The 19115-nt window shown below is 64.5% G+C and carries 16 protein-coding genes, 1 pseudogene and 1 riboswitch; of the genes and pseudogenes, 9 read left to right on the top strand and 8 right to left on the bottom strand.

Annotated elements, in window-relative coordinates; genetic code table 11:
- Positions 1–3 precede the first annotated feature (3 nt).
- From tssH to RT582_RS01970, 6 genes are all read left to right on the top strand, one after another.
- Entirely contained in the window at positions 4–2595 is a 2592-nt protein-coding gene (gene tssH / locus RT582_RS01995; RefSeq protein ID WP_313476350.1) for a type VI secretion system ATPase TssH, read from the top strand.
- 10 nt (positions 2596–2605) lie between these two features.
- Complete coding sequence (locus tag RT582_RS01990) at positions 2606–4114, top strand: sigma-54 interaction domain-containing protein (protein ID WP_313476529.1); 1509 nt, start codon at positions 2606–2608, stop codon at positions 4112–4114.
- A 15-nt stretch (positions 4115–4129) separates the two neighbouring features.
- Complete coding sequence (locus RT582_RS01985) at positions 4130–6286, top strand: type VI secretion system Vgr family protein (protein ID WP_313476349.1); 2157 nt, start codon at positions 4130–4132, stop codon at positions 6284–6286.
- Entirely contained in the window at positions 6259–7113 is an 855-nt protein-coding gene (locus RT582_RS01980; RefSeq protein WP_313476347.1) for a DUF4123 domain-containing protein, read from the top strand. Before RT582_RS01985 ends, RT582_RS01980 begins: the two co-directional genes overlap by 28 nt.
- 5 nt (positions 7114–7118) lie before the next feature.
- Positions 7119–8366, top strand: coding sequence for a LysM peptidoglycan-binding domain-containing protein (locus tag RT582_RS01975; protein WP_278401266.1), 1248 nt, complete (start codon positions 7119–7121; stop codon positions 8364–8366).
- 553 nt (positions 8367–8919) lie between these two features.
- On the top strand, positions 8920–9126 hold the full coding sequence (locus tag RT582_RS01970; protein WP_278401265.1) for a hypothetical protein: 207 nt from the start codon (positions 8920–8922) through the stop codon (positions 9124–9126).
- Between the two features lie 20 nt (positions 9127–9146).
- Here RT582_RS01970 and RT582_RS01965 read toward each other — a convergent pair whose 3' ends face one another.
- Genes RT582_RS01965 through RT582_RS01950 form a run of 4 tightly spaced genes read right to left on the bottom strand, consistent with a single transcriptional unit; the run spans position 9147 to position 11508 of the window.
- The gene (locus RT582_RS01965) at positions 9147–9608 is read right to left on the bottom strand and encodes a DoxX family protein (RefSeq protein ID WP_090520683.1); all 462 of its coding nucleotides are present in this window, start codon (positions 9606–9608) and stop codon (positions 9147–9149) included.
- 10 nt (positions 9609–9618) lie between these two features.
- A complete protein-coding gene (locus RT582_RS01960) occupies positions 9619–10395 on the bottom strand; it encodes an HvfC/BufC N-terminal domain-containing protein (protein ID WP_090520681.1) in 777 nt (258 codons plus the stop codon).
- Positions 10392–11219, bottom strand: a complete 828-nt coding sequence (gene bufB, locus RT582_RS01955; protein ID WP_303878934.1) for an MNIO family bufferin maturase — start codon at positions 11217–11219, stop codon at positions 10392–10394. Before bufB ends, RT582_RS01960 begins: the two co-directional genes overlap by 4 nt.
- Before the next feature lie 16 nt (positions 11220–11235).
- Positions 11236–11508, bottom strand: coding sequence for a BufA1 family periplasmic bufferin-type metallophore (locus tag RT582_RS01950; RefSeq protein WP_014818595.1), 273 nt, complete (start codon positions 11506–11508; stop codon positions 11236–11238).
- Between the two features lie 191 nt (positions 11509–11699).
- Here RT582_RS01950 and RT582_RS01945 point away from each other — a divergent pair, with 191 nt between their 5' ends.
- The 3 genes and pseudogenes from RT582_RS01945 (at position 11700) to RT582_RS01935 (ending at position 13883) form a co-directional block, all read left to right on the top strand.
- Positions 11700–12269, top strand: coding sequence for a sigma-70 family RNA polymerase sigma factor (locus RT582_RS01945; protein ID WP_003281903.1), 570 nt, complete (start codon positions 11700–11702; stop codon positions 12267–12269).
- Positions 12266–12907: a DUF1109 domain-containing protein gene (locus RT582_RS01940; protein WP_312915083.1), complete on the top strand. Its 642-nt coding sequence runs from the start codon at positions 12266–12268 to the stop codon at positions 12905–12907. Before RT582_RS01945 ends, RT582_RS01940 begins: the two co-directional genes overlap by 4 nt.
- 58 nt (positions 12908–12965) lie before the next feature.
- Positions 12966–13883: pseudogene (locus tag RT582_RS01935) on the top strand (LysR family transcriptional regulator).
- 299 nt (positions 13884–14182) lie between these two features.
- Here the strand turns inward: RT582_RS01935 and RT582_RS01930 are convergent.
- The 4 genes from RT582_RS01930 to madL all read right to left on the bottom strand — a co-directional run bounded on the left by RT582_RS01930 (position 14183) and on the right by madL (position 19017).
- Entirely contained in the window at positions 14183–15442 is a 1260-nt protein-coding gene (locus RT582_RS01930; protein ID WP_313476342.1) for a D-amino acid dehydrogenase, read from the bottom strand.
- A 160-nt stretch (positions 15443–15602) separates the two neighbouring features.
- Positions 15603–15690: riboswitch (glycine riboswitch) on the bottom strand.
- 158 nt (positions 15691–15848) lie between these two features.
- Positions 15849–17771, bottom strand: a complete 1923-nt coding sequence (locus tag RT582_RS01925) for a HAMP domain-containing methyl-accepting chemotaxis protein (RefSeq protein ID WP_023444064.1) — start codon at positions 17769–17771, stop codon at positions 15849–15851.
- 79 nt (positions 17772–17850) lie between these two features.
- Complete coding sequence (madM, locus tag RT582_RS01920) at positions 17851–18615, bottom strand: malonate transporter subunit MadM (RefSeq protein WP_101276791.1); 765 nt, start codon at positions 18613–18615, stop codon at positions 17851–17853.
- Between the two features lie 3 nt (positions 18616–18618).
- On the bottom strand, positions 18619–19017 hold the full coding sequence (gene madL / locus RT582_RS01915; protein ID WP_313476340.1) for a malonate transporter subunit MadL: 399 nt from the start codon (positions 19015–19017) through the stop codon (positions 18619–18621).
- Positions 19018–19115 lie beyond the last annotated feature (98 nt).

The raw sequence follows: 19115 nt of genomic DNA, 5'->3' as shown, positions 1-19115 counted from the left end.
AAAATGATCAATGTCGACTTACAGCAACTGGTGCAAGCCCTGGATGCCCCCAGTAAACAGGATCTGGAAGGCGCAGCCGAACGCTGCGTGGTACGTGGCGGCAGCAAGGTTCTCGTCGAGGACCTGCTGCTCGGCCTGCTCGAGCGTCCCGATGGACTGCTCAAGCGAGCCTTGCTGGATGCCGAAGTCGATACCGGCGCACTGGCGCAGGCGCTGCAACCGCGAGGCGAGCGCAGCGAATCGCGCAACCCGGTGTTTTCCACAGAACTGGTGCAATGGCTACAGGATGCCCTGCTGGTGGCCAGCCTGGAACTCGGCCAGAGCCAGATCGACCAAGCCGCACTGATTCTCGCGCTGCTGCGCAATCCGCTGCGCTATGCAGGCAGTCATTACCAGCCATTGCTGGCCCGGCTGGATGCCGAGCGCCTGCGCGACTTCGCCCTCAGCCAGCAGCCGCAGACTGCGAACGGCAAGCCGGCCGCCGGTGGCGAGTCGAACCTGTCACGCTTTACCCACAACTTCACCCAGCAGGCCCGCGACGGCAAGCTCGACCCGGTGCTCTGCCGCGACTCGGCAATCCGCCAGATGATCGACATCCTCGCCCGACGGCGGAAGAACAATCCGATCGTGGTCGGCGAGGCCGGGGTCGGCAAAACCGCCATCGTCGAAGGCCTGGCACTGCGCATCGCCGCTGGCGAAGTGCCTGTGGCACTGAAGGGCGTCGAGCTGCTCTGCCTGGACCTCGGCCTGCTGCAAGCCGGTGCCAGCGTGAAGGGCGAATTCGAACGCCGTCTGCAGGGCGTGATCGACGAGGTGAAGGCCTCACCCAAGCCGATCATCCTGTTCATCGATGAGGCGCATACCCTGATCGGCGCCGGCGGCCAGGCCGGAAGCGGCGATGCGGCCAACCTGCTCAAGCCGGCACTGGCACGCGGCGAGCTGCGCACCATCGCGGCGACGACCTGGACCGAGTACAAGAAATACTTCGAGAAGGACCCGGCACTGGCCCGGCGCTTCCAGCCGGTGCAGCTGCACGAGCCGAGCGTTCCGGAAGCCGTCACCATCCTGCGCGGCCTGGCGCCGGTCTACGAAAAGAGTCACGGCATCTACCTGCGCGATGATGCGGTCACGGCCGCCGCCGAGCTGTCGGCGCGCTACCTGGCCGGCCGGCAGCTGCCGGACAAGGCCGTCGACGTGCTGGATACCGCCTGCGCGCGGGTGCGCATCAGCCTCGCCGCTGCGCCCGAGGCGCTGGAACGCCTGCGTGGTGAGGTCGCCGAAGGCGAGCGCCAGCGTGAAGCCATGCGCCGCGATCTGGCCGCCGGCCTGCCGGTCGACGCGGCTGCCCTCGAGCGGCTGGAACAACGCCTGATCGCGGCCGGGGACGAGATCGAGCAGCTCGAATCCCGCTGGACCAAGCAGCGCCTGCTCGCCGAGCACTTGCTCGAGCTGCGCAAGCGCACGGCCGAAGCCCGCGGCGATGCGAGCGAGGACGGCGTGGCCACATCGCTCGATGAGCTGGAGGCCGAGCTGCGCGCCGTGCAGGCCGAACTTGCCGCAGCCCAGGCCGAGCAGCGACTGGTCAGCCATGAGGTCTGCCCGCGCCTGGTGGCCGAGGTGATCAGCCACTGGACCGGCGTGCCGCTGTCGCAGCTGGCCCGTGAACACAACGCACAGGTCGCCAACTTCGCCGCCGACCTGCGCGCCCGGGTGCGCGGGCAGGAGCAGGCCGTCGAAGCGCTGGATCGTGCCATGCGTGCGGCAGCAGCCGGGCTGAACAAACCCGACGCTCCGGTGGGCGTGTTCCTGCTGGTCGGCCCCAGCGGCGTCGGCAAGACCGAAACCGCACTGGCCCTGGCCGACCTGCTGTACGGCGGCGAACGCTTCCTCACCGTGATCAACATGTCCGAATTCCAGGAGAAACACAGCGTTTCCCGCCTGATCGGCGCACCTCCGGGTTATGTCGGCTACGGCGAAGGCGGCATGCTTACCGAAGCCGTGCGGCAGAAACCCTACTCGGTGATCCTGCTCGACGAGGTGGAGAAGGCCGACCCGGATGTGATGAACGTCTTCTACCAGATCTTCGACAAGGGCGTGGCGAATGACGGCGAGGGCCGCGAGATCAACTTCCGCAACACCCTGATCCTGATGACCAGCAACCTTGCCAGCGAGCGCATCGCCAGTTTCTGCAGCGCCGGGCAGCGGCCGGCGGCCGAGGATCTGGAACTGGCCATCCGCCCACAGCTGTCGCAGCACTTCAAGCCGGCGCTGCTGGGGCGCATGCGGGTGGTGCCCTACTACCCAATCGCTGGCGCGGTGCTCGACGAACTGGTCGCGCTCAAGCTTGCGCGCTTCGGTGAGCGCCTGCAGCGCCGCCAGCTGCGGTTCAGCCATTGCCCGGCATTGGTCTCGCACCTCTCCGAGCGCTGCGGCGACAGCGACAGCGGCGCGCGACTGATCGACCACCTGATCGAGCAGCACCTGCAACCGCTGGTGGTTGATCGCTTGCTCGATGCCATGGCCGGTGGCGAATCCCTGCAGCAGGTGCACGCCACGCTGGATGGCGACGGCGCGCTGATCTGTGAGTTCGCCTGAGATGTCCGCGATGTTCAATCAGGTGCCACAACCACTGCGCTATGCCGAGGCCCTGCTGGGGTGTTTCGCCGGGCTGGCACGCGCGGCGAACGCCGACAGCCTGCTCGGCGGGCTGGTGGAAACCGCCGCGCAGCTGAGCGACTGCCAGCTCAGCCAGCTCTATCTGCTGGATGCCACCCATACCCGCCTGACGCTCTGCGCTGAATGGCACAACGGCCTGTTACAGCCGCGCGAAGCCACTAGCCTGCCGAGCGATTACGACGGCGAGCAATTGCTGCAGTACTGCCTGTGCCAGAACCAGACCCTGTGCCTCAGCGAACTGGATAGCAGCCTGCATGCTTCGGGTTTCCTGCCGGATAGCCCGAAGCCGTGGCGCAGCCTCCTCTGCCTGCCGGTGCAGGACGAGCAGCAGCGCGTCGCCGGCCTGCTGCTCACGGCCAGTACCGAGTCGCGCGAGCTACAAGGCTTCAGCGGCTTCTTGGCCCAACTCGGCGCCTTCGGCCTCGCCCAGCTGCGTCTGCTCCAGCGCCTGCGCGCACCCGGCAGCACGACGCCGCCCGCCGCACCGGTCAGCCCCTGCGCCAGCGGTTACGGCCTGATCGGCGACAGCCCACGCATGCGCGCGGTCTACCAGCTGATCGGCAAGGTGCTGCACAGCCCGGTCAACGTGCTGCTCACGGGAGAAACCGGCACCGGCAAGGAACTGGTGGCGCGCGCCATCCATGACTGCGGTTTCCGCCGTAGCAAGCCCTTCATCGTGCAGAACTGCGCTTCGCTGCCTGAGCAGCTCTTGGAAAGCGAACTGTTCGGCTACCGCAAGGGCGCCTTCACCGGCGCCGACCGCGACCGCAGCGGCCTGCTCGATGCGGCGAACGGCGGCACGCTGTTTCTCGACGAGATCGGTGACATGCCGCTGCTGCTGCAGGCCAAGCTGTTGCGCGTGCTGCAGGAAGGCGAAGTGCGCCCGCTGGGCTCCACCGAGACCCACAAGGTCGACGTGCGCGTCGTTGCTGCCACCCACCGTGACCTGCGCAGCCAGGTGGAGAACGGCCTGTTTCGCGAGGACCTGTTCTACCGCCTCTCGCACTTCCCCATCGAACTGCCGCCGCTGCGCGAGCGTGACGAGGACATCCTGCGCCTGGCCCGGCATTTCGCCGACAAGGCCTGCGCGTTCCTCCAGCGCGATCTGTGTCGCTGGTCCGACGCCGCGCTCGAACGTCTGGCAGGCTATGCCTTCCCCGGCAACGTGCGGGAGTTGAAGGGTCTGGTGGAGCGCGCCGTGCTGCTTTGCGAGGGCGGTGAGCTGCTGCCGGAACACTTCAACCTGCATGTCGAAGCGAGCCTGGACAGCAGCCTGAACCTGCGCGAACGCATGGAGCGGGTCGAACGCAGCCTGCTCATGGATTGCCTGCGCAAGAACGGCGGCAACCAGAGCCAGGCCGCCCGCGAACTAGGCCTGCCGCGGCGCACCCTGCTGTATCGCATGGAACGGCTGAATATCAGCCCGGCCGATCTCTAAGGAAGGAAAGACGCCATGTTCAACCCAGCCAACCAGGCCCACTTCACGCTTTCCCTCGAAGGCGTTGAGCACGACTTCAAGGTGCTCGAGTTCCAGGGCCGCGAGGCCGTCAGCCAGCCTTATCGCTTCGACCTGGAACTGGTCAGCGAGCGCCCCGACCTGGATCTGGAAAGCCTGCTGCATCGCCCGGCCTTCCTCGCCCTCGCCCCGGACGGCAGCGGTATTCATGGGCTGGTGCATCAGGCCGCCCAGGGTGAATCCGGCCAGCGCCTGACCCGCTATCGGCTGACGCTCGTGCCGCAGCTGGCCTATCTCGCCCATCGCACCAACCAGCGCATCTTCCAGCACCTCAGCGTGCCGCAGATCGTCGCCCAGGTGCTCGAGGAGCACGGCGTCCAGGCCGACGCTTACCGCTTCCAGCTCGGCCCGGTGATCTACCCCGCGCGTGAATACTGCGTGCAGTACGACGAAACCGACCTGCACTTCATCCAGCGCCTGTGCGAGGAAGAGGGCATTCACTATCACTTCCAGCACAGCGCGGCCGGTCATGCCCTAGTCTTCGGCGATGACCAGACGGTCTTTCCCAGGCTCGCTGCCACCGCCTATCAGCAGGACAGCGGTCTGGTCGCCGACCAGCCGGTGATCAAGCGCTTCGGCCTGCGCCTGGAAACCCGCACCAGTCGCGTCACGCGCCGCGATTACGATTTCGAGAAGCCACGTCTGACCATGGAGACCGCGTTTTATAGCGACTTCCAGCCCGACCTTGAAGACTACGATTACCCCGGCCGCTTCACCGAGCGCACCCGCGGTAAGCACCTGTCGCAACGCGCCCTGGAGCGCCACCGCCACGACTATGAACTGGCCGAAGGCGAAAGCGACCAGCCGCGGCTGGCGAGCGGGCACTTCCTCCCGCTCGGCGAACACCCCCGCAGCGACTGGAACCAGCTCTGGCTGCTGACCGAAGTCCTGCATGAAGGCAAGCAGCCACAGGTGTTGGAGGAGTCAATTACCAATGTCCCGGCTCACCACGAACTGGCCTTCTCTCCCCTATGGGGAGAGGGCTGGGGTGAGGGGGCTCTTGCCAGCTCCGACTTCCAGCAAGGCTACCGCAACCACTTCACCGCCACGCCCTGGGACATTCCTTTCCGCCCGGCACTGGTCCATATGAAGCCGAAGGTGCTGGGCAGCCAGACCGCCGTGGTCACCGGTCCTGCGGGCGAAGAAATCCACTGCGACGAGTACGGCCGCATAAAAGTCCAGTTCCACTGGGATCGCAAGGGTCAGGCCGACGACAAAACCAGCTGCTGGCTGCGCGTGTCGTCCAGCTGGGCCGGCGACCGCTACGGCGGCATCGCGATCCCGCGGGTCGGCATGGAGGTGCTGGTGACCTTTCTCGAAGGCGACCCCGACCAACCGCTGGTGACCGGCTGCCTGTATCACAAGGAACACCAGGTCCCCTACGACCTGCCGGCAAACAAGACCCGCACGGTGTTCAAGACCCTGAGCAGCCCGGGTGGTGGCGGCTACAACGAGCTGCGTATCGAAGACCGCAAGGGCGCCGAACATATCTACATCCACGCCCAGCGCGGCTGGGACGAGAACATCGAGCACGACCAGAAGATCCGCATCGGTCACGAACGCCACGACACCGTCGAGGCCAACAGCTACAGCGAATTCAAGGCCGAAGAACACCGCACCACCCACGTCGACCGCAGGACCGAAGTCCGCGCCAACGACCACCTCACCGTGGGCAATACCCAGCACCTGAAGATCGGCACTGGGCAATTCATCGAGGCGGGCAACGAGATCCACTACTACGCCGGCAGCAAGGTCGTCATCGACGCCGGCATGGAGCTCACCGCCTCCGGCGGCGGCAGTTTTCTCAAGCTCGACCCCAGCGGCGTGACGCTGAGCGGTGCGACGATCCGGATGAATTCGGGTGGCGCTGCCGGAAAGGGGTCGGGGCTGAATATTCTGGCGCCGGTAACGCCATGGCTGGCAACCAGCGCCGTTGCCGGCAGCCTCACCTTGCCTGCCCTGATCAACATGTCGCGGCAACTCAAACAGGCCGCGGCCGCCAAACTGCTGTTGGTCAAGCAGTGCGGAATGCAAGCCGATGGCTCATGCCAGTTGGAGGTTTGCCCATGCGGCAAGAACGCGAGCACCGCCTGATGCAGGCTGTAGAAGAACCGGATATCGAGCGAGACGACCTCTACCTGCTGCTCGATGGTGCCGCATTACCGGCTCTGCAGATCATCTACCAGCACGACGAAGAACCCCGCCTGGAGCCGCTGTACCGAGGTACGCGCCATGAGTCCATGCTGGAATGCAGCCCCGTCCTGTACAGCCTCGCGGGGCAGCATCTGATGTGGCAGAACCGGGAGCGCTGGCAATCGGCAGGGCTGTTGTTGGAAAGCGCGGCGAGCATCGATGATCTGGCGAACCATTTACGCAGCCTTCTCAGCGTCAGATTGCCCTCCGGTGAACTGGCGTTCTGCAGGTTCTACGACCCGGCCTTGAGCGAACGCTTCTTCGACAGCCTCACGCAAGAAGAGCTGGGCGCTTGGCTCGGCCCGATCAGCGGCATCTGGCTGACCACCGAGCAGAGCGAATGGCGAGGTTTCACCACAAACCAGATTTCTCCCGGCAGAACTGCTGACGACGAGGGCTGGTTTTCGATCCGTCCCGAGCACCTCGCTCATTGGCAACAACAGGAGCGACAGCGCTTCATCCAGCGCCTGATCAACCACTTTTCTGCGGATGACTTTCATGAAAAGTCCGCCCCGGACCTGGAAGCGGTCGTCAAGCAGCGCGTGCACGAAGCCGAGGCATTCGGTATCGAGGCCGAACAGCACCTGTTCGCCTATGTTGAATTAGCACTGCAGTTTCCCGATGCCATCGACAGCCCCGAAGTTCGAATGGGGCTGGCCAACATGGAAGAACCTGCCGAGCACCGGCTGGCTCGAATCGAAGCCTGCCTGCTTGGACTGCATGGATAAAGCGAATGGAATACACGATACAAAGGGGTGACAGCCTGACCCGGATCGCCAGCGACCACGGCACCACCGTCAGCAGCCTGCTACGCCTGAACCCGCAGATTGAAGACCCCAACCAGATCCAGGCTGGCCAGATGTTACGCATGCCTGCAACGAGCAGCCCGGCACGCCCCGGCTGCGCCAACGGACAGATCATGCAGGACAGCCAGTGCAGCGGGGCTGCATTCGACGTCGCCTTCTACTGGAACGAAGAGGTGCAGAGCCGCCAGGCGATCTATGAGGCGATCTACGGGCGTGAAATGCACTTCCTCCACCGCTCGTTGTTCCAGCGTAATAACGAGCATCTCAAGGAGACGGTACTGCCTGGAGAGATCGTGATCATCTCCAACATGCCGCGCACCGACGCCGACCGACATCGTCTGGAAGCCCTCAGGGAACAGGCGCGCCTCGCAAGTGAAGGCATTCAACAGCTGTCACCCGCCGAAGCCATGACGGTCAAGCGGCATTTGGAAGTTCTGGACTACGTCTCGCTGGAAACCGTCGCATCCCACCAGAGCACCGCGCTGGGTGTACTGAGTGCCGCAGCCGGACGCCAGCTAGGGGACGTCAGGAGCACGCTGGAAAAGATCAACGTCGCGTATGTCGACGAGCTTAGCCGCACCGGAAACCCCAACCGATTTTCGCCGGAGTTCTATGCGAAGCGCCAGCAGCTATTCGGCCAGCTGAATCATTCCCTTGGCCGCCTGACCCTTTCAACTGTCAATATCCGTAACTACGACAGCATCAAGACCACGCTCGGCCTATCGACCAAATCGATCCTGCATAACGCTTCTGCGATTACTGAAAGAGGCGAAGTTCCGCAGCTTGGGCAACGCATCAATACGGTTTCGAATTGGGCGAAGGGTGCTAGCCGCTTAGGTTATTTGGGCATCGCCATCGACGGAGGCGTTCGATTGAATGCGATTCAAGAAGCCTGCACGGTGGGCAATGACCAAGTCTGTACTCAAACTAGCTTCAAGCAGGTAACCGGATTCTTTGGCAGTGCGGGAGGGGGTGCCGTAGGAGGTTTCGCAGGTGCCAAAGTAGCGACTGCCGTGGTGGGAGGAATTGCACTTGCGTTCGGTGTCACGATTGGAGCTCCTGTCCTCGCAGTGATCGCAATCGCTGGCGCCGCTGCCGGCGCCTATTACGGAGGGTCTGAAGGCGGCAGTTTTGGCGAAGAGGTGGGCACTATTATTTATCGGGGAATTTACTGATATGAACGCAGCCTCGGTGCTTGAGCGAATCTTATATCTCGGATGGCTGCTACTATTCGTAGCCGGAGGCATTAATGGCATTTATATCTGCTTCCACGGAATTCGTCGGCTCGACCCGTACTTCTCTCGGCTGCCCAATGTCAAGTGGGAATCCTATAGTCCGTTTGATACCTTCTGCCGAATGCACCGATATAGTTTTCTTTACGCATTCGGTGTGACTCGACCAAAGGTAAGCCGCCCTATAACTGCCTGGCTTTACTTCACCTGCATAACACTTACCGTGTACTGGATCAGCATGTTTATCGGCTTCCTTCGTCATCAATTCGATATAAATATTATCTCCTGATTGAAAACTGCATTCGATTGCAATCGGGCCTACAAATAAGCCAACTGGCAATGAGCGGGATGTAGTGGTGTTCGGTCTCCACCGCTCGCTAACCGTTCGGCAGAGAAAAGCGCTCGGGCGATGAACGGACAGGGATTAAGCCGCGCGAAGTGACAAAATGACATCACAGCTGCGGATGCAGCCCTTCCGATGATCAGAGTCACTTTCATGTCCGCCAATCGACGCTATTCCATCATCCTCGAACACACCGGCCAGGTCCTGCTCGAGCAGGCCCCGCTTGAGCAGGTCGAGGCGTTCTGGGACGCCAATGATGCCCGTTACTTCGGCCTGCGCATCGACGACGCGCTGAGCGATCACGCCACCGTGTTCGTCACCGATGAGATTCCCGAGGATGAAGACGTCGTGCCTGCCTGAGGTGGCGATTAAGGTCGGTGCTAGCGAATTCTCCACAGGTGATCGAGCGAGAGCCGGCCGGCGCCTCGACCTATCAGCAGTAGTAGCAGCGCCGCCCAGCTCAGGTGAGTCGACCAGGCGTCCGGGTAGACGAACAGCTGGATCACCAGCGTCATCAGCAGCAGTGCCAACGCCGACAGCCGCGTGAACAGGCCGAGCACCAGCAGCAGCGGGAAAAGATGCTCGGCATAGGTCGCCAGGTGCGCCGCGATATGCGGTGGCAGCAAAGGCAATGCGTATTCGCTGCGAAACAGCTCGAACGTGCCCGGGGTGATGTCCAGCACCCCGTTCACTTTGGTGCGCCCGGAGAGCAGGAAGATCGCCGCGATGGCCAAGCGTGCCAGCAGATTCAGCAGCGAATCGCCGAGCAGTTGCTGCAACCGCTGCGCGGCTGCGTTCCATTGTTGACGCAAACGCAGCGGCTGGTTGTGCATGGCGTTCATGACGGTTTCCTCACGTGGATGGCGTCGTCGGCGCCAGCGCGGCGAACGCGCCCGCCGCCAGCAGCCGGCCTAGCAGGTCGTTGAAGTCGAGTTGCGGTTGAACCGCCAGCGCCTGTTCCGAGGCCTGCTCCAGTGACCGGCCAGCGGCACAGGCATCGAGAAATGCACAGCCGGCGCGTTCGAGTGGCTGCCAGCCGATGCGGCCGGCGCTTCGGCTCAGCAGTACCCCTTCGCCTTGCCAGACCAGCTCTGCCGGCACCACACGTCCTTCACGGGTGCAACTCCAGATGCTGAAAACCGGCAGCTCGGCGAACCACCGCCAACGCAGCGCGGCGCGCGGAACGAGCGTCTGCCGGGCAAGCTGCTGCGGGGTTTGTTTCGCCAAGGCAGCGAGCGCAAGGACCGGTTGTTCCACGGCGCTGAATACCTCGAGCCAGAGCAGGTCCAACTGCGCGACACCAGACAGATAGGGCAGCTCACGCGCCGGTTCGAAGCCCTGCAGGAGCGCCGGAAAATCCTCACCGTACTCAAGCAACGGGCCACTGCGCGGCGGCATCTCGCGAGCGTACAGCGTCGCGGCGGCGGCAAACCATTCCTCCCCCACCAATCGTTCGACGGCAGGGAAATTGGCGCGCAGTGCATCGACACAGCCCTTGGCCAGCGTGTTGCGGTAGACCGCGAAACCCGGCTGCCCGACCAGCGCAGCGACCTCGCCCGCCGCACTGCCGAGCGCGTCGGTCAGCGCCGCGACGAAGGCGTCCTGAAATGCCGCCAGCGAGCCGCTCATTGCCAGCCCGCCACTTCATCGAGCGTCTGCTGGGCACGATCGCGCTCGACCATTAGCGTGTCGAAAGCCGGCAGCTTGTCGTCGCGTTCGATCAGCGTCGGGCGCGGGCCGATACGCTCGATCAGTTGCCGATAAAGTGCCCAGACCGCCGCGTCCACCGGCGCATCGTGGGAGTCGATCAGCAACGAAGACGCGTCATCCCGACTGTGCCCGGCCAGGTGGATCTCCATGATCGGCGCGGCCGGAAAACGCCGCAGGTAGGCGGCCGCATCGAAACCCAGGTTGTGTGCGCTGACCTGCACGTTGTTGACGTCCAGCAGCAGGCCGCAGCCGGTGCGCTGGCTGAGTTCGGCGAGAAAGTCGATCTCGTCCCACTGGTGCTGCTCGAAGCGCAAATAGTGGCTGGGATTCTCGATGGCGATGCGCTGCCCAAGCATCTCCTGGGTGCGCTCGATGTTCGCCGCGATTCGCCTCAACGCCGACGTTTTCCGCGGAAATGGCAACAGATCAGGATGGTAATTGCCGCGCCAGCTCGACCAGGCCAGGTGTTCGGAGATCAACGCCGGCCGCACACGTTCGGCCAGCGCCTTGAGCCGCTGCAGGTGCGTCTCATCCGGTGCACAGTCGGCAGCCAGCGACAGCGATACACCGTGCAGCGACAGCGGGTGCCGCGCGCCCACTGCCTCCAGCCAGTCGAGCCGTGGGCCGCCGCCGACCATGTAGTTTTCCGGATGGACCTCGAACCACAGCCCGTCCGCCACGCAGGCGCAGGCGTCCGTGTAATGCTCGGGTTTTAGCCCAAGTCCTGCTCCGAGAATCTGCATGGCCGGCACGCTACGCTCAGCGTTCGACCGGCGTCAGCGAGCCCATCCCCTTGGGCGTCTCGATCGAGGTGCAGGTTCCGGCGGGCACCAGTTTCCAGGCGTTGCCCTGATAATCGCGCTTGGAACTGCCGGCGCAACTGGTGCCGGCACCGGCCTTGCAATCGTTCTGTCCGGCCAGCGCGACGCCGTAGCATTTTTCCATGTCGCCTTTGTCGTTCTCGCCTGCCTGAGCGCCAGCGGCGATCGAAGCCAGGGCAATGGCGGCAGCCGCAAGGTTGAGAGCCTTCATGTTGGATTCTCCGCAATCGTTGAGTGGCCATCGGCGAATCTGCAGATGGCTCGTGAGGTAATTCGCTGCGTCAGTCGTGGTGGTTACAGCCGGCGAAAAATTATTTTGAGATTTTCTCGCGACGTCCCTACCGTGACCCTGGTCGACGGGCGGCGGACATTTCGCGATTCCACCTGTAACCAGAGCAGCCGATGGAACGAATTACCTCTCAGGAGACACTCCAGGCCCGCGAGAACGAGCTGCGCGCGCTGCTGCTGCGCGGGCTCGATGGCGATGCGAAGGCCTACCGGGCATTCCTCGACCAGCTCGGCGGCCATCTGCGCGGTTTTCTGCGTCGCCGCCTGCCGCAGCCGGACGAGCTGGAAGATGTGCTGCAGGAGGTTCTGCTGGCCGTACACAATGCGCGGCAGACCTATCGTGCGGAGCAGCCGCTGACGGTCTGGGTGCAGGCGATCTGTCGCTACAAGCTGGCCGACCACTACCGCACCCGTGGCCGTCAGGCCGCGCAGACGGACTGGCTGGACGAGGCCGACGAGCTGCTCGCCGTACAGGACAACGCGCAGGCCGAGGCCCGACGCGACCTGGGCAAGCTGCTCCAGCAGCTGCCGCCACGCCAGCGACTACCCATCGTTCACGTCAAACTGGAGGGCCGCTCGGTGGAAGAAACTGCGCGTCTGACCGGGCTTTCCAGCTCGGCGATCAAGGTCGGCATCCATCGCGGGCTCAAGGCCCTGGCGGCGAAGATTCGAGGTGGCGCATGAAAACCGATGACCTGATCGCCCTGCTCGCCAGCGAGGTTGCACCGGTGGACCGGCACGTCGTCGCCAAGCGCTTCGCCATGGCGCTGCTGTGCGGACTGGCCGGCGCACTGTTGCTGATCGCGACTGCTTACGGCATTCGCGCCGACCTGGCGGCAATCGCCGGGACACCACTGTTCTGGGCCAAGCTGGCACTGCCGGCGACCCTGCTCTTCGGTGCGCTGTTGCTGACCACGCGCATGGCCCGCCCCGGCACGCAGGTGGGTCGTAGCTGGGCGCTGCTGGCGGCACCGGTGGTGATCGTCTGGGTCGCCGCACTGACGATTCTGATTGCCGCCCCGGCCGACACGCGCGTGCCGCTGCTGCTCGGCAACACCTGGCGCGAGTGCCTGGCGAATATCGCGCTGCTGTCGATCCCCGCCTTCATCGCCGCGTTCTGGGCGTTGCGCGGGCTGGCACCGACGCGCCCGCGCCTGGCCGGCGGCGCTGCCGGCCTGCTCGCCGGCAGCATCGCGGCCCTCGCCTACAGCCTGCACTGCCCGGAGATGGCGGTGCCGTTCTGGGCGCTCTGGTACCTGCTCGGCATCTTGCTGCCCGGCGTGCTTGGTACACTCCTCGGGCCGCGCCTGCTGCGCTGGTGAGGCGCCGCAGTGCGCCCTCGTCCGGCATAATCGTCGACCCGCCCGCGGAGCCGAAGCCATGCAGATCGACGAAGAACTGACCCTGAAGAAGCTGGAAGTGTTTCTGGCCTTCATGCGCAGCGGCAATCTGGGCAAGGCCGCGGTGGAGCTGAACACCAGCAACGTCAGCGTGCACCGCGCCATCCACTCCCTGGAAAGCGCGCTGCGCTGCCCGCTGTTCAAGCACGAGGGGCGCAACCTGATCCCGCTGGAAAGCGCCTACGTGCTGGAAGAACGCGCCCAGCAGCTGGTCAAGGACGTGCTCGAGACGATACGCCAGACCCGCGAAGCCGCCGGCTTCTCGGCCGAGCGCTTCAAGCTCGGCGCGCTGTATTCGCTGACGGTGAAGACCGTGCCGCAGCTGATCATGGGTCTGAAACTGCGCCGCAGCGAACTCAACATCGACCTGATCCTCGGCTCCAACGTCGACCTGCTCTACAAGCTGAAGAACATGGAGCTGGACGCCATTCTGGTGTCGCTCAACGAGAGCGTCGCCGATCCGGACTGTGCCCAGGTGCAGCTGTTTTCCGACGACATCTTCCTCGCCGCGCCGGCCGACTCGCCCTTCGCCAATTAGAGCGAGGTGGACCTCAGCGACCTGCGCGACGCCACCTTCATCACCCTGTCGCAGGGCTTCGCCACCCACCAGGACGGCAACCGGGTGTTCCAGCTGGCGGGCTTCGAGCCGAAGGTGGCGATGCAGGTGAACGACATCTTCACCCTGCTCAGCATGGTCAATTCCGGGGTCGGTTACGCATTGCTGCCAGGGCGCGTGGGGATGGTCTACGAATCGCGGGTGCGGCTGATCCCGCTGCAGGCGCGTTATCACCTGCAACAGCACATCGGCGTGGTGTTCCTCAAGGCCAAGGAGCGCGACCCCAACCTGCTGGCGCTGCTCGCCGAATGCCGGATGTACAGCTTGAAACATCCGAGCTGAAGCGGCGTCCGCATGCGGCCGAGCGGGACGGGAAGATGATTAGATAGGCGCCGCAGCGGTGGAAGAGGCTTCGCCGTCTTCCACCCTACGACCTCTGTGGGGCAAAACGTAGGGTGGATAACGCGAAGCTTATCCACGCAGTCTTTCGCAACGACGCCGAGTCGTGATACGGCCACTCAAAACCGCACGCCGGAAAGCACGGTCTGCGCCGAGCGTGAAGGTAGCCACACCGTGGGTGCAGAGCCGGCGCCGCAACGGTGGAAGAGGCTTCGCCGTCTTCCACCCTACGGCCGACTGCGTTATGCGACGGCTGTCTGCCCGGACGCTACCGGAGCCGGCCGGCCCAGGCTTTGCGCCACCACGTCACCGACCATGTCCGCGGTGATCGCGCTCAGCGTCCAGCCCAGGTGCCCGTGGCCGGTGTTGTAGAACACGCAGGGCGAACTGCCACGGCCGACCTTGGGCATCATGTTCGGCATCATCGGCCGCAGGCCGGCCCAGGGCACTACGCTGCGGGTGTTGACGCCGGGGAAGCACTGGTTGACCCAGTCCACCAGCGGGCGGATGCGATCGGCACGGATGTCGCGGTTGTAGCCGTTGAACTCGGCGGTGCCGGCGACGCGGAAGCGGTCGTCGCCCAAACGGCTGCTGACCAGCTTGGTTTCATCGTCGAGCAGGCTGACGATGGGTGCCGAGGCACGGCTGACTTCGTCGGTCAGGTTGACGGTGATCGAGTAGCCCTTGACCGGATAGATGTTCACCCGGTCGCCGAGCTGCGCGGCGAGATCACGGCTGGCGGTGCCGGCGCAGATCACCAGGCCGTCGAACTCCAGCCGCTCGCCACCGGCAACGCCGCCCAGCTTCACGGTAGCGCGCTTGCCGTCAGTGGCCACCGCCTGCACGTCCTCGCCATACAGACAACGCACGCCGAGTCGCTCGATCGCCGTGGCCAAGCCATGGGTGAATTTGTGGATGTCGCCGGTGGAGTCGCACTCGGTGAAGTAGCCACCGTAATAGGTGCCGGCCAGGGTCGGTTCGATCGCGCGCATCTCCTCCGGCGTCACGCTGCGCCGCGGCAGGCCGCCTTCGGCAAGCAGGCGTGAGACCAGCCCGGCATGCTCGAAACCGGCCTTGTCGCGGTAGATGTGCAGGATGCCCTTCTTCTTCAGGTCGAAGTCGATACCTTCGGCCTCAGCCCAGGCAAAAAGATGCTCGCGCGCGGCGATGGCCAGACGTGCGGTTTCGATGGTGTTCTGCCGGTAGTTGGGGATCGAACCGATGAATTCGGCGAACCAGGAGAGCTTGTGCCAGCTGGGCTTGGGATTGACCAGCAGCGGCGCATCGCTCTTGAGCATCCACTTGAGGCCCTTGACGATGGTCGACCAGTGGTTCCAGACCTCAGCATTGGAGGCCGACAGCTGGCCGCCGTTGGCGAACGAGGTTTCCATCGCCGCGTAGCGGTGCTTTTCCAGCAGGGTGACCGAGAAGCCGCGCTTGGCCAGGGCATAGGCGGTGGTGACGCCGGTGATACCGCCACCGATGACTGCGATTGTTTTCATTGTTGCGCTCCAGAACGTCAAGGGGGGTCATAGCCCGTGCGCCCAACGCGCGGCGGGCGCCCCCTCTGTTCTGGACCTGAGAGATTCACGAGCGCGTGACGGCTCGCTTGCTCCTTCGGTGCGCCCGGCGACGAAAACCGGGCGGCTCTTCAGAGTGTCAGCAGTGATAGCGGTCCTTTTGCCTGAGAGTTTCCGGGGCGGTTGCTCCTTCGGCGCTGCCATGCGGCAGTCTCTCCCGCAATCACATCGATTCACGTCGACCGCCAGCTGTGGCAAATCGTCACGCAATCGCAGAGACACCCTGCCAGAAAAACCTACCGCTGTAACCCCCGACGTTGGGCCGAGGAGACGAGAGGCCGGGCGAGGGCGCAGCCGCTCGCACCCCGCACCGGCTGTGCGGATCGCTTCAGACCTGGAAGCGCGCGGTCAGCTCCTGCAGCTCGCTGCCCAGCCGCGCCAGCTGCACCGTCGAGGCCGCGGTCTGCTGCGCGGCGGCAGCCGACTGCTCGGCCACATCACGCACGCTGAGCACGCTGCGGTTGATGTCCTCGGCCACCGAGCTCTGCTCTTCCGACGCGGTGGCGATCTGCAGGTTCATTGCCTGGATGGTCGAGATCGTGCGGGTAATGGCCTGCAACTCGTCGCCGACATCACGCGCCAGCCTGACCGTCTCATCGGCCAGGCCACGGCTGCTGTCCATCAGCGACGAGGCATGCAGCGCGCCCTTCTGCAGATTGCCGATCAGCTCCTCGATCTGCGCCGTCGACTGCTGGGTGCGCAACGCCAGGCCGCGCACCTCGTCGGCCACCACGGCGAAACCGCGACCGGCGTCACCAGCGCGGGCCGCCTCGATGGCGGCATTGAGGGCGAGCAGGTTGGTCTGTTCGGCAATGCCGTTGATCACCGTGAGCACGGTGCTGATGCCCGCCGTTTCCTGGTTCAGCTGCGCCATTGCCTCGGCCGACAGCCCGACCTGGGAGGACAGGCGGTCTATCTGCGTCAGGGCCCGCTGCACCACCACATCACCCTGCGCCGCCTGGCGATCGGCATGCTGCGCGGCGCTGGACGCCTCGTCGGCATTGCGCGCCACCTCCTGCACGGTCGCGGCCATCTCGTGCATGGCGGTAGCGACCTGATCGGTTTCCAGGCGCTGGCTCTGGATGCCCGCGCTAGTCTGTTCGGTCACCGCCGAAAGCTCCTCCGCCGCGCTGGCCAGCTGGCCGGTGATGCCGCTCATGCGGCCGATCAGGTCACGCAGATTGTCACGGGTGCGGTCCAGCGCATCGAGCAGCTGACCGAACTCGTCGCTGCGCTGCTGTCGCGGCTGCTCGGTCATGTCGCCGGCACCGATGCGCGCGGCGATCGCCACGGCCTGGGCCAGCGGTTGCGTCAGCTGACGCACGATGAGCCAGCTGATCAGCGATCCCAGCGCCACCGCCAGCAGTGTGATTGCCAGCAGCAGCGCCTTTTTCTGCCCGGCTTCGGCGCTGCGCTTGTCGGTCTGGGTCTGCACGATTTCGCTGGTGTTGCGGTAGATGCTGTCGAAGATGCTCTGCATTTCTTCGCGCGCCTGCGCCTGGGCGGCGACGATCGGCGGCAGCTGGCCGAACTGGCGGATATAGGTCGCCACCGAGTCACGCAGAGGCTGCAGATCGACGCCGGGGGTACCGGCCAGCTGGGCATCCAGCCTGTCCACCGCCGCCTGCAGCGTGCTGAACTGTTGCTGCAATTGCTGCAGCGACTGCTCGGTCTCGGTCATCAGGTAGCCGCGCACCATGAAGCGCACCATGCGGTTGTGCTTGGAAACTTCACCGGCCTGCAGGCCGATGGCTGCGCTACGCGGATCCTCATGCATGACCGGTGCGTCCGGCGTGCCGGACCAGCGCGCCTCCAGCTCGGCGATCAGTGCATCGGACGTGTTGCCGGCCTCGACCCAACTACTGCGCGTCTTCACCTTGCGCTCCCAGAGCCCGGCCAGTTCGAGAAAGCGCTGGCGGTAGTGCTGGGCCTCACTGGCGATGGCGTCCAGGCGCTGCAGGTCCTGCGGATCGCTGAATTCAGCCTTCTGCTGCTGCACCAGCTCGACGACCCGGGCCACCGACTGCTCGACCGCTTCCACATGACGGGGATCGCCGCGGGTCTCAAAGCTGATCTGGGCGTAACGGATGCGATTGGCCTCGTCGAGCAGCCTGGCTGCGCTCTGCGCCTTGTCGCTGCGAGAGATCAATGCATCCATGCCATAGATACCGATCAGTGCGACGGCGATGGTCAGTGCCAGAACGGCGGCGAAGCCAAGGGCCAGTTTGTGGCTGACCTTGAGAGAGTTCATCTTTCGGCATTCCTTGATGAACGCAAACGCGCCCTGACGGGCGCGCTGCGTATGGCGGGGAACTACAGCGGGGGGCAGCTCAGCCCAACAATCCGCGCATGACGAAGAACAGCAGCGATGGCCCGAGCAGGCAGCCCAGCGCGGTGTAGAAAGCCGCAGTCAGGCAGCCGTAAGGCACCAGGCGGGCATCGGTGGCCGCCAGGCCGCCGGCCACACCGCTGGAGGTACCGATCAGGCCGCCGAAGATCACCGCGGCACGGGGGTTGTTCAGGCCGATCATCGGCGCCACGAACGGCGTCGCGATCATCACCAGAATCGCCTTGACCAGGCCTGCGGCGATCGACAGCGCCATAACTTCGGAGCTGGCACCAATCGCCGCGCCGGTGACCGGGCCGACGATGTAGGTCACAGCGCCCGTGCCGATGGTGGTCAGGCTGACCGCGTCGGTGTAGCCGAACGCCATGGCCACCGCGACGCCGGCGATAAAGGAGGAGAACACGCCGACGAACAGCGCCAGCACACCCACCAGACCGGCGCGCTTGAGCTCCTCGACGCTGACGCCGAAGCCGGTGGCGACGATGGCGAAGTCGCGCAGCATCGCGCCGCCGAGCAGGCCGATGCCGGAGAACAGGGCGATATCCACCAGGCCCTTCTGCCCGCCGGTCACCACGCCGCCGATGTACGACAGCAACAGGCCGATGAGGATGGCGACCGCCGAGCCATGCAAACGGCCCTTGGTGAGCTTGTCCGACAGCCAGTAGGAGATCCACATGGTCGCGCCGATGATGGCGAAGCCGCTGATCAGGCCGTAGCCGGAGATCACTTTCATCAGAGATTCGTACATGGATCAACCCTCCGTGGTCAGTGGCTTGGCTTCATCGGCTTCATGCTTTTTTCGGCCGATCCGGTCGAGCACCGGCACCAGCGCGAAGGCCACGGCGACAGCCGCCACACCGGCGAGAATGGCCATCGGGCCGCCGCTGAGGGCGCCGTAGACGTTCTGTTGCGCCGCCATCGCGACCACGATGGGGATGTACACGGCGCTCCAGAACTTGATGCCCTGCTCGGACTCCGGATTGAACAGACCGCGTTTTTTCAGATAGCTGCCGATGAGGATCAGCAGCACCATGGCGATACCCACGCCGCCGACGTTGGCCGGCACGCCGATCGCCTTGCCGAGCAGCTCACCGACAAAGATGCCGGTGAGGGTACACAAGGCCAGAAAGGCCACACCAAAGATGATCATTGTTCTTGTCCTTTTGGTTGCGCTGCAGCTTGCAGAGGGCTGAGCGCGTGTTGTCGAGGTAGTTGTTTTTATCCATCGATCAGCCGGCGAGGTAAGGC

The sequence above is a fragment of the Stutzerimonas kunmingensis genome (assembly GCF_032106285.1).
Lineage (GTDB): Bacteria > Pseudomonadota > Gammaproteobacteria > Pseudomonadales > Pseudomonadaceae > Stutzerimonas > Stutzerimonas kunmingensis_B.
The sequence above is the reverse complement of the archived record's forward strand: the minus strand, read 5'-3'. Positions and strand labels throughout refer to the sequence as shown.